Genomic DNA, 11,285 nt, shown 5'->3' on the forward strand with positions numbered 1-11,285 from the left:
TGGCGGCTGATGGTGGGATGTTACCTGCGCCAGCGTGCTGCGGATCCTCCAGGCGACCAGCCCCACGGCGGCGGCGAGAGCGACGTTGAGCAGGGCGGCGGCGTTGTTGCGGTTGACGAAAAACCCAAACGGCCCGCCGAGATGGATTCCGCCGAGCGTGGTGCCGGGGGTTGTCATCCGCTGGTAGATCCCGAGCGACGCGTGCAGCACACCGGTGGCCAGGAGGGCTGCGAGCAACAGCGTCGCCAGCTGGGGATTGGCAAACACGACGACGGCGACGAATGCGAACGCAGCGACGACGACTGCTCGAGCGGCAAAGTCGCGGCTGAGCCTCGGAGCGACCGAGAGCGAGTATTCGGTCGGTGCTGGCTGGTCCGTCGCCGCTGGCAGCCACTGCTCGTGCGCCGCAGCCGAACCGGGCGAGAGCGTGCGGACGAGCGACGCGGGGAGCGAAATCGACTGGAGCGCGGCAAAGCCAGCCAGCAGCAGCAACAGCACCGGCGGAGCCCACCGCAGCCAGCTGCCCCGCTGCCAGCTCGATTTGCCCACCACCGCCCCGCCGACGAATCCGATCGCCAGCACCGTCAACAACCACCAGCTCCAAGCGAACCGCCCCCCATGGTCGAGCGCAATCCCCGCCGGAACCGCAGCTGCAACGATCGCCACGACCGCGTGCACAACTTGCCGATAGACCGGCAGTCGAGAAGCGAGAGGCGAGCGGCGAGAAGCGAGAGAAGCCACGGGAAAAAGAGGTGTCAGGGAGCAGGTTTCAGGGAGCAGGTTTCAGGGGGTGGGCCACGGAAGGACACGGAAGAGCACGGAAGGGGAGGGGACAACCACGAATTGCACGAATGGAAAGGCAAAGTGCCATAGCCCGAGGTCGTTTTACGGCGAACTGCAGCCTTAAAAAGATGGGCATTCAACAGAAGGCAAGAGAGTCAACAGAGGAAGTCTGCTCCGTTGCCTCTGCTTTCTCCAGTTCCTTCAACCCCTGCGGTGGTTTCACGGAAAAGGGAACAACCACGGATCACACGAATTACACGAATGGAAAGGCAAAGCCCCTGAGCCTGAGGTCGTGTAGCGGCGGACCGCAGGCTTAAGAAAATTCAACAGAAGGCAACTGAGTTAACAGAGAAACCCTTCTCCGTTGCCTCCGCTTTCTCCTGTTCCTTCCACCCCCCGCAGCAGTCTGCTCGGTTCGAGTACGAGTACGAGTACCGCTTCGCTGAGCACGAGTACGAAACCTGCGCCCCCCTTCCGTGCACTTCCGTGTCCGTCCGTGGCCCCCCATGCCACACCCCCTCCGTTGCCTCTGCTTTCTCCTGTTCCTTCCAACCCCAGCAGCCGTCTGCTCGATTCGAGTACGAGTACGAGTACCGCTTCGCTGAGTACGAGTACGAAACCGGCCCCCCCTCTTCCGTGCACTTCCGTGTCCGTCCGTGGCCCCCCTTCCGTGATTTTCCGTGTCCTTCCGTGGCCCCCCTTCGTGGTTTACTTCTCCCGGCTCCCCGCTACCGGCTACCGTTTAAGACTTCGAACTCCTCGAACTGCTCTTCGCCGTGTTGTTCTTCGCTGGAGTGGGTTGGCTCCGGGAGGCCGGCGAGTGGTGGGGCGGGTGCGGCAGGCATTTGCTGTTCTTCCAGAGCGTGCACTAGGGCGTCGATCGCTGGCTGCATCCCGCTGATCAGGTGCGTGAACGTCTCGAGCGACTGGTATTCGCTTTCCGAACCGGCTTGCCCGATCACTTCCAGCCGGCCGACGGGTCGTCGATCGCAGATGATCGGCAGCCGCATGCTCCACTGCTCGGACTTCTCCGGCAACCGGCCACGCGACCAGAATCCATGGTAGCCTTCGTGCCGCCAAGCAATGTTCAAATCGAGCTGCAACCGCCACAAATTGTTCGCCTGAGCAAACTCAACCAGCGGCGCCCAAACGTTCTCCCACTTGCGGTTGCCTTGCAGCGCGATCCCCGCCACGTGGATCTGGTCGTGGCACGAGCGGTGGCGAGCGATCAGCGAGCCGCCGACGCGTTTGCCGTGGGTGACCAACAAGCGAGCTTCGGCATGCCCAAAGACCCGCGTGCACACGAGCCCGCCGACGACGGTCGCGATTCCGAGCAGGGCCAGCCAGTCGCTCCGGAGCGCCGCTCCGGCGATCGCTCCGGCCGAAGTCACCAGGCACAGCGTGGCGAAAACGCCCAGCATCCACACCGGCGAACGGCGGTGAGCCCGCAGGTAGTCGGCCAGAATATGGTGCAGATGGCCCCGATCGGCCGCAAAAATGCTTCGCCCCGTCAAGATTCGCCGCAAAAAGGCGGTCGCCGCATCGAACAGCGGAACTGCCAACACCGCCACCGGCACCAGCATCGGCAACGGGCGTCCCCCCGACCCAACCGAGGCTGCTGCACCGACAGACTCCGCCGACTCGACCGACCAACAGGCGAGCGTCCCTCCGACCAAGCCGATCAGCATGCTTCCGGCATCGCCGAGAAAAATGGTCGCCGGAGGGCGGTTGAAGCACAGAAAACCAATCAGCGAAGCAGCCATCGCAGCGGCCACGACAGCCGTCAAAAGCTGGCCGTTGGTGATCGCGATCAGCGTGATCGAGCCACACACAACTGCCCCCACGGTCGAAGCCACCCCGTCAGCCCCGTCGATCAGGTTCACCGCGTTGATGGCCGTGAGCAACCACACGATCGCCAGCGGCAGCGCGGCCGACCCCAGATCGATCTGCCAGCCAAACAGTTCGACTTCGCTGGCCGGATGCCAAAGCACGGCGACCAGGACCGCGACCGCGATCTGGCCGAGTAATTTTTGCCGACCCCGGAGCGCGAAGCGGTCATCGACGACTCCCAAAGCCACGATCCCGAGCCCCCCGAGCAACAGCCCCAACCACTGCTGGTTCAAGGAAAAGGGCTGGCTCAAAGCCGACAGTGGGCCTTCGAAAAGGACCGAGCCCAGCCGCTGAGAGGCCAGCGCCAGTACGGCTCCGCTCGCCCCGAGCGTCGCCAGCAACACGGCCAATCCGCCCCCCAGGGCAATGTCGCCGCGATGCAGCTTCCGCGTCGGGTCGGGACGGTCGACCAAGCCCACGCGGTGAGCCCAAGCACGGACTAGCGGAACCGCCGTGAGACTGAGAATCAATCCAAGCGCAGCAGCGGTGGCTGCGATTTTAGTCGCGGAGAGAGAGTCCATCGAACTGCATTCATCCCAGGTGCCGCGCAACCGTAGGAGTCGCTGCTAGCGCCTCCCCCATAACGACTGGATCGGTTGCTCTCGTGATGCCGGTTCTGATGGTAACTACGGTTGCCCGATTGGGCAAACGATCCGGAGGAAAGGCAGGTTGCGGCGGTCAGGCAAGAATCATGCTTTACGGCTACGATCGCACCCCTATCAAGCCCCAAACGCAACGTCCGCCGCCCTCCAGCCCAGCCGAAGCAGGAAAAGAATTCACGGAAGCCTCGCGGTGTCCGGTGTCCGGTGTCCGGTGTCCGGGGGCAGAGAGAGGGGCCACGGAACGACACGGAAAGGCACGGAAGGGGGAGAGGGAAGAAAGATGGCAGGCTTGAGGCTTCGTGCTCGTGCTCAGCGCAGCGGTGCTCGTGCTCGTAATCGGATCGAGCGGACTGCTGCGGAGGCTGAAGGAACAGGAGGAAGCAGAGGCAACGGAGGGGGTGAGGCATGGGGGGCCATGGACGGACACGGGCCACGGAACGACACGGAAAGGCACGGAAGGGGTGGGGGGTGAACCACGAAGGACACGAAGAGCACGAAGGAAAGGTGGGGGAACCACGGATAACACGGATAGCGCAGATTTTTAGTATTCGAACTTTCCTTTCATCCGCGTTCTCCGTGCTATCCGCGGTCCTTCCCCCTCTCCCCGCTTTCCGTGGCCTTCCGTGTCCTTCCGTGGCCACCCATTCGTCCAATTCGTGTGATTCGTGGTTGCCCCCCTCTTCCGTGCTTTTCCGTGTCCTTCCGTGGCTAGACTGGAAACACAGTCGCCTGCGGCTTGCCGTTAAACGAGTTTGCGCTGAGCAGCCTCTTCCGTGTCCTTCCGTGGCCCCCGTCTCCCCGCTACCGGCTACCGACTTTTTGGTTGGCGATGCTTCGGTAGTAATCGACGCTTTGGCGGAGGCCTGCTTCCACGGTGACTTGGGGGTCGTAGCCGAGCACGGTGCGGGCTTGGCTGATGTCGGCCAGCGAGTCGCGGACGTCTCCTTCGCGAGCCGGTTCGTGGATCGGCTCGATCGACTCGCCAAGAATTTCGCGAAGGTCGTTGAGCAATTCCAGCAGCGTCGTGCTGCCGCCTCGGGCGACGTTGAATGTCCCGCCTGCCGCGGCCGGGACCGTGGCGGCCAGCAAGTTGGCTTGGACCACATCGGCGACATACACAAAATCCCGCGATTGGCCCCCGTCGCCGTAAATCACGGGCCGCTGGCCGCTGAGGATCATCGAAACGAACCGTGGGATCACTGCACTGTATTCGCTCTGCGGGTCCTGGCGGGGCCCGAAAACATTGAAGTACCGCAGCACCGCCGTCTCCAGCCCAAACCCGCGGTAGAACGCCCCGCAGTACTGTTCGGCGGAGAGTTTCGCGGCCGCATAAGGCGATAGCGGCGCCGGGGGATCCGATTCGCGTTTGGACACGAACGACGAGTTCCCATAAGCGGCACTGGTCGAAGCCAAGACGACGCGGCGGACTCCCGACGACGCGGCGGCTTGCAGCACGTTGACCGTCGACGTCGCGCACCAGGCGTGGCACAACGCGGGCTCTCGCATGCTCCGCGGCACGCTGGCCATCGCCGCTTGATGGAAGACGTAATCGACTCCCTCGCTGCAGCGGTCAACCAGATCCGCATCGGCCGCATCGCCTTCGATGAATTCCAGATCGTCAGCCACGGCCTGCAGATTCCGAGCAAACCCGGTGCTGAGGTTGTCCAGCACGCGAACCGACGCCCCGCCGCGGACCAGGTGCGTGGCGATGTGCGAGCCAATAAACCCCGCGCCGCCGGTCACCAAGCAGCGAGTACCACGAAGAACGTTAAATGCTGCATCCATTGCTCATTCCCCCCAAAGTCGATCTCGAACCCACCCCACAGCGGAAGTCTAACATAAAGCCCACCCCGCAACCGGGCTGGGAATCAGGAAGTGGTGGCCACGGACAGACACGGGCCACGGACGGACACGGGCCACGGACGGACACGGAAAAGCACGGAATGGGGGAACAGGCAAAGCGCACGGACGGGAAGGAAAATCATTGAAAAAAGGGTGGACCTTAAACAGGAGGCAAGGGAGTGAACAGAGGAATGCTGCTCCGTTGCCTCTGTTTTCTCCTGTTCCTTCAACTCCTGCAGCAACCCGCTCGGATCGAGTGCGAGTACGAGTACCGCTTCGCTGAGTACGAGTACGAGTAGGAAAGAACGCCTGCTACCGGCTACCGGCTACCGGCTACCGGCTACCGGCCATCTGCTTCAGATCGTGCTCGACCATCATTTTAGCGAGCTCCTCGAGGGTCGTTGTTGCGGACCAGCCGAGGACTTTTCGGGCGTGCGAGGGGTCGCCGACCAATTGCGTGGCGTCGTTGGGTCTTAGGTAACGGGGATCGACTTCGACGTAGTCTCGCCAGTCGAGGCCCACGGCATCGAATGCGGCAGCCAAGAAATCCCGCAGCGAATGCCGCTTGCCGGTCGCCAAGACATAATCGTCGGCCTGTGGCTGCTGCAGCATCCTCCACATCGCTTCGACGTATTCGGGGGCATACCCCCAGTCGCGTTCGGCATCCAGATTCCCCAGCGCCAACTTCTTCTGGGTTCCGCAAGCAATTGCGGCGGCCCCGCGGGTGATCTTGCGAGTCACAAACGATTCGCCGCGGCGTGGTGACTCGTGGTTGTAGCAGATCGCGTTGCAGGCAAAGAATCCAAACGAATCGCGATACACACGCACCATTTGCGTGGCGAATGCTTTCGCGACGCCGTAGGGGGAAACGGGCCGCATTGGCGTCAGTTCATTTTGAGGCGCCTGCTCTGGCCGACCAAAAATCTCACTACTGCCGATATGCAGAAACTTCGGCCGCTTGGGAAGGTCGCGAAGGATCTCAAGCAACCGCAGTGTCCCCATGGCCGTGAACTCGCACGTCGACTCGGGAATCTCAAAACTCGCCCCCACATGGCTCTGTCCAGCCAAATGATAGAGCTCGTCCGGCTCGGTCTTCGTCAAGATCCGCCGAATCGAGGTGGCATCGTCCAAATCCGAATAATGCAAGAACAGACGTTGCCCGTAGATCGTGGGATCGGAGTAAAGGTGGTCGATCCGTGCGCGAACTGTCGTACTGGCTCGCCGCACAATCCCATGAACCACATAGCCTTTCTCCAAAAGCGCATCGGTCAAGTAGGAACCGTCTTGGCCAGTGATCCCGGTGATGACTGCGACAGGAGGTGTTTCAGAGGAGGCCAAGTTAGCTATGGGGTTCGGGGTTTAAGACGGGGGCAGGGGTAGCCACAGACGGACACGGGCCACGGAATGACACGGAAAAGCACGGAAGGTTTCGTGCTCGTAATCGGATCGAGCGGACTGCTGCAGGGTTGAAGGAACAGGAGGAAGCAGAGGCAACGGAGCAGCAATCCTCTGTGGACTCCCTTGCCTCCTGTTAGATGTCCACTTTCTTCAGCCTTCAGACTGGAAACACAGTCGCCTGCGGCTTGCCGTTAAACGAGGTTTCGCTCGAGATTCATTTCCGTGCTTTTCCGTGTCCTTCCGTGGCCCCCTGAAACCGGTCTCCGGTCTTCTATGCCTGCTGGGCGTAGGCTTTGTTGTGCTTTTCTCTTTGGGCCAGATCAAGGTCGTGGTCGACCATGATTTTCGCGAGTTGGCGAAGATCGGTGGTCGCTTCCCATCCGAGCTTTTCCTTCGCCTTGCTGGCGTCGCCGAGCAGCAGTTCGACCTCGGCGGGGCGGAAGTAGCGGGGGTCGATCTTGACGTAATCATTCCAGTCGAGGTCGAGTTGACCGAAGACCAAGTCGAGGAACGCCCGCACCGTCTGGGTCTCGCCGGTCGCCAACACAAAATCGTCGGGCTCGTCGTGCTGGAGCATCCGCCACATGCCTTCGACATAGTCACGGGCGTAACCCCAGTCGCGTTTGGCGTCGATATTCCCGAGGTACAGCGTGTCCTGCAGCCCCAGTTTAATTCGCGTCGCGGCGCGAGTAATTTTTCGCGTGACGAAAGTTTCGCCGCGGCGTTCCGATTCGTGGTTGAACAGAATTCCGTTGCTGGCGAACAAGTCGTAGCCACGGCGATAGTTCACCGTCTGGTGGAACGCGAAGACTTTGGCGCATGCGTACGGCGATTGGGGATTGAACGGCGTCGTCTCCGACTGGGGAGTCTGCATTACGTCGCCATACATTTCGCTGCTCGACGCCTGATAGACTCGCACCGGCTTTGTCTTGTTCAGCAGCCGCGCGGCTTCCAGCACATTGAGTGCTCCCACACCAACGGTCTGCAACGTATAGACCGGCTGGTCGAAGGAGACGCGGACGTGGCTTTGGGCGCCGAGGTTATAGATTTCATCGGGTTGAATCTCGAGCACAAGATTCGTCAACGCCTGCCCATCGGTCAGATCACCGTAATGCAACAGCAGGTTGGGGCTGGTATGGGGATCTTGGTAGAGGTGATCGATCCGCTCGGTGCCGAAAGTGCTGCTACGACGCACGAGCCCATGAACCTGATAGCCCTTTTCGAGCAGCAGTTCGGCCAAAAAAGAGCCGTCCTGGCCCGTGATACCGGTAATCAATGCAACTTTGGTCATGGAACTGGTTTCGGTTTGAGATTTAGAGGTACAGGTGCGTTAGCGGAATTTTTCTGGCCCCCTCTCCCCCAAATCGTTTGCAACTGGTGGTTGCGAACGATTTGGGGGAGAGGGTTGGGGTGAGGGGGTTTATCGCGGCTTCCTTCCGCGGAATGTTGGCTCCAAGCCGAGACGTCTACAAATGGCGACCGCCACCCGATCGACGTCCTCTAGAATGTCTTCATTAGCGAAACGGATCACTGTCCATCCCTGTCTTTCAATAAACGTCTGTCGGCTACAGTCATTCTCGTAAATGTAGTCGTGGTATCCACCATCCACCTCAACCACGAGTCGGCGTTCGATACAAGCAAAATCTGCAAAGTAGGGGTCAATTGGATACTGGCGTCGGAACTTCAACCCGCACAGACGACGCCCACGGACCACCTGCCACAGTAGCGATTCCGCCTTCGTCTGTTGCGCTCGCAACTCACGGGCTCGAGCTGCGGCCGCATGTCGGAAAGGCCTCGGAGTCATCATTCATTCTCGCTGCTTCTCTTTCTATTGATGTTAGCCGTCTCGGTTTGCCCCCTCACCCTAACCCTCTCCCCCACGGCTTGGCTGCGGAACTTTCGTTCGCAGCCAAGCCGCGGGGGAGAGGGGACTTTTGGCTGTTCGCGGGCGAGGGGGTTTCTAAACGGCGCGGAGGCGGTCGGATTCTCGTTCGGCGAGATAGTGTTGGTAGGTGGACGCAAGTCCGTCGCGGAAATCGATCGTGTGGTGCCAGCCGAGTTCGTGGAGCCGCGAGACATCGGTGACTTTTCGCGGTGTGCCGTCGGGGCGGGTAGGATCGGTCTCGATCTGACCTTCATACCCGACGACTTCAGCAACCGCGCGGGCGACTTCGAGAATCGTCGCGTCTTGGCCGGTTCCCACATTGACCCAGTCGGGCGGATCGGGCACTTGCAGTAGGTAGACCAAGGCGTCGGCGAGATCGTCGACGTGCAGGAATTCGCGCCGCGGCCGGCCGCTGCCCCAAATGACAACTTCTTCGAGGCCCGCTTCCTTGGCTTCGTGGAAGCGGCGGATCAGAGCCGGCAATACGTGGCTGTGCTCCGGGTGGTAGTTGTCGCCGGGACCGTACAAGTTGGTGGGCATCGCGCTGTGATACATCAGCCCGTACTGCTTCCGCATGTACTGACAGAGCTTGAGGCCGACAATTTTTGCAAGCGCATAGGCTTCATTGGTTTGTTCCAGCGGGCCACTCAGCAGGGCTTCTTCGCGGAGCGGCTGTGCGGCGTCGCGAGGGTAGATGCAAGTGCTACCGAGGAACAAAAACCGTTCGACCTCAGCCGCTTTGGCTGCTTCGATCGCCGCGGTTGCCATTTGAACATTGTCGCTGAGGAACTCGACCGGGTAGGTATCGTTGGCGACGATTCCGCCAACGCGAGCCGCGGCGAAGATGACCGCATCCGGTTTTTCACTCTGAAAATACTCGAGCACCGCTTGGGAGTCGGTCAGATCGAGCGCGTCGCGGCTAGCGGTCAGCAGTTCCACCTCGGACTCGGCAGCGAGCCGGCGGCACACAGCCGACCCGACCATCCCGCGGTGGCCGGTCACGAAAATGCGGCGGGGCAAGCGTTGGGCGTGCGTCACGTGATCTCAGTTTCCCGGTCAGAAGAAGGAAGCCAAGCGGCAAAATCCAGCGATTAGGATAGTCACGGCATTGTTGCCCAGAATGGCTTTTCGATTAAACCCCGATTTGTGGCCTGATTGGCTACCAAGTCGTTTAACGGCAAGCCGAAGGCGACGGTGTTTTAAAAAGCAGTCGCCTTCGGCTTGCCGTTAAACGATTTTTCCGTGAACCGTCCCGCTCCGAACCAAGGGGGAGAGGGGACTGTGGCGATCCAACACTTCGTCGATGACCTCGGCGAATTTTTGGGTGGCGATGCGACGGTCGTAGTTTGCTTCGGCCAGAGCTCGGGCGTTTCGGCCATACGCCTGTCGGGCTTGGGAGTCCGCGACCGCGGCGGCGACGCGAGCGGCAATTTGTCCCGGTTCGCCTGGCGGGCAGGCCCAACCGATCTGTTCGTTGACGACCATTCTCGCTGGCTCGCTGTCGGGCGGAGCGACCATCAAGATCGGAGTGGCCACGGCGAGGATCCCGTAGATCTTACTGGGAAACAGGCATCCGGTAATTCGCGGGTCCATGGAAACGACGTGCAGATCGGCAGCCGACAGGCTGTCGGCCAGCGACTCGCGGGGCTGGTAGGGAAAGAAACGGACGCGGCCTGCCGGACAGCTTTCGGCGAGCGTTTGGAGGTTTTTGCGTGCTGCCCCGTCGCCGACCAGCGCCACCACCGCTTGCTCGGGCCAGTCGGGGGAGCGGGTCGCGGCCAGCAAATTTTCCAGCCGCTGGGTCAGCCCCATGTTGCCGCTGTGCATGACCACGAACCGCTCTTCCAACGCATGTTTGGAGCGGAAGCGATTTTCCGTCTTTCGCGGCGCGACCGCTTGGGTATCGATCCAGTTCGGCACGACCGCAAAACGCTCCGCGGGCACGCCCCAGCCGGCCATCCGGGCGGTCATGTCTTCACCGAGCACGATCACCTTGTCGGCCGCCAAATAAGCCCGCTTCAGGAGCCGCCGGATGTGCCGCGTGACGAACCCGTCGCGGGCTTTCCCCAGGGCGATCGCAATGTCCGGATAAACGTCCTGGAGATAGGCGACGAAGCGGGCTCCGGTCCGCCCGGCGTGACGATGGCCGACCCAAGGAAGCAGGAAAGGATCGGTTTCGCTGATGATCACATCCGCCTGGAGACCGGTTCGAGCCAGATAGCGTTCGGTGGCTGCGGTGAACGTCAGCAGGTTGAAAATCCGCCCGGACCCAAGCCGCTTGGGGAACCGCGTGTGGACCAGTCGATGGATCGTGACGCCGTTCTGCAGCGAAGTGCCACTGGCCCGATACTGCCCGCCGCTCGCATCGCTGTTGGGCTGGCCACAGACGACATGCACCTCGAAGCGATCCGCAATGGACTCGCAAAGGTCCGTCAGCAGCTGACCGGTCGCCTCGCTATCGGGCCAATAGCTCCGGTTCAAAAACAGAATGCGGGGACGAGTCGGAGTCACGGAAGATTTTCGAGGTTTCAGGGGAGCCACGGAAGGACACGGAAGCGCACGGAAAGCACAGACGCAGTGGGAAAACCCAGAAAAGAGATAGTCGTAACTTAGTCCATCCTGTTCGAAATGCCCCCAGCCCATTCACATTTGCCTAATTCGTTTCCGTGCTCTTCCGTGTCCTTCCGTGCCCCCCCGCAAACCCTACCTCCTCCGTTCCCTCCGCTTTCTCCTGTTCCTTCGACTCCTGCAACAACCCGCTCGGATCGAGTACGAGTACGAGTACCGCTACGCTGAGTACGAGTACGATCAACCTCAGAAAGCTGCTCCCTTTCCTCCCTCTTCCGTGCTCTTCCGTGGCCTTCCGTGGCCCCCCGCAAACCCTA

8 protein-coding genes are annotated in these 11,285 nt (G+C 61.2%); all 8 read right to left on the reverse strand.

Annotated features, from left to right (window positions below; all coding sequences use genetic code 11):
• Positions 1–741 (reverse strand): hypothetical protein (locus GNK13_RS12150; RefSeq protein ID WP_164102799.1); only part of this gene is annotated, 741 nt, incomplete at its 3' end.
• A 770-nt stretch (positions 742–1,511) separates the two neighbouring features.
• On the reverse strand, positions 1,512–3,194 hold the full coding sequence (locus tag GNK13_RS12155; RefSeq protein ID WP_164102800.1) for an MraY family glycosyltransferase: 1,683 nt from the start codon (positions 3,192–3,194) through the stop codon (positions 1,512–1,514).
• An 882-nt stretch (positions 3,195–4,076) separates the two neighbouring features.
• Complete coding sequence (locus GNK13_RS12160; protein WP_164102801.1) at positions 4,077–5,060, reverse strand: SDR family oxidoreductase; 984 nt, start codon at positions 5,058–5,060, stop codon at positions 4,077–4,079.
• 390 nt (positions 5,061–5,450) lie between these two features.
• Positions 5,451–6,455 carry a GDP-mannose 4,6-dehydratase gene (locus GNK13_RS12165; RefSeq protein ID WP_164102802.1) on the reverse strand — a complete coding sequence of 335 codons (1,005 nt, stop codon included), beginning with the start codon at positions 6,453–6,455 and terminating at the stop codon, positions 5,451–5,453.
• Between the two features lie 331 nt (positions 6,456–6,786).
• Positions 6,787–7,806 (reverse strand): GDP-mannose 4,6-dehydratase, encoded by a 1,020-nt coding sequence (gene gmd, locus GNK13_RS12170; RefSeq protein ID WP_164102803.1) that lies wholly within the window; start codon positions 7,804–7,806, stop codon positions 6,787–6,789.
• 129 nt (positions 7,807–7,935) lie between these two features.
• The gene (locus GNK13_RS12175) at positions 7,936–8,322 is read right to left on the reverse strand and encodes an endonuclease domain-containing protein (protein ID WP_315852985.1); all 387 of its coding nucleotides are present in this window, start codon (positions 8,320–8,322) and stop codon (positions 7,936–7,938) included.
• A 153-nt stretch (positions 8,323–8,475) separates the two neighbouring features.
• Positions 8,476–9,438 carry a GDP-L-fucose synthase gene (locus GNK13_RS12180; protein ID WP_315852986.1) on the reverse strand — a complete coding sequence of 321 codons (963 nt, stop codon included), beginning with the start codon at positions 9,436–9,438 and terminating at the stop codon, positions 8,476–8,478.
• 189 nt (positions 9,439–9,627) lie between these two features.
• Complete coding sequence (locus GNK13_RS12185; protein ID WP_164102805.1) at positions 9,628–10,911, reverse strand: glycosyltransferase family 4 protein; 1,284 nt, start codon at positions 10,909–10,911, stop codon at positions 9,628–9,630.
• Positions 10,912–11,285: the final 374 nt, after the last annotated feature.

Origin of the sequence: Candidatus Laterigemmans baculatus (assembly GCF_010367455.1) — a bacterium.
In the GTDB taxonomy this organism is placed as follows: Bacteria; Planctomycetota; Planctomycetia; order Pirellulales; family Pirellulaceae; genus Laterigemmans; species Laterigemmans baculatus.

Excerpts from the sequence above, each read along its gene's own strand:
- GNK13_RS12175 (WP_315852985.1), bottom strand. The coding sequence starts at position 8,322 with ATGATGACTCCGAGGCCTTTCCGACATGCGGCCGCAGCTCGAGCCCGT.
- gmd (WP_164102803.1), bottom strand. The coding sequence starts at position 7,806 with ATGACCAAAGTTGCATTGATTACCGGTATCACGGGCCAGGACGGCTCT.
- GNK13_RS12160 (WP_164102801.1), bottom strand. The coding sequence starts at position 5,060 with ATGGATGCAGCATTTAACGTTCTTCGTGGTACTCGCTGCTTGGTGACC.
- GNK13_RS12155 (WP_164102800.1), bottom strand. The coding sequence starts at position 3,194 with ATGGACTCTCTCTCCGCGACTAAAATCGCAGCCACCGCTGCTGCGCTT.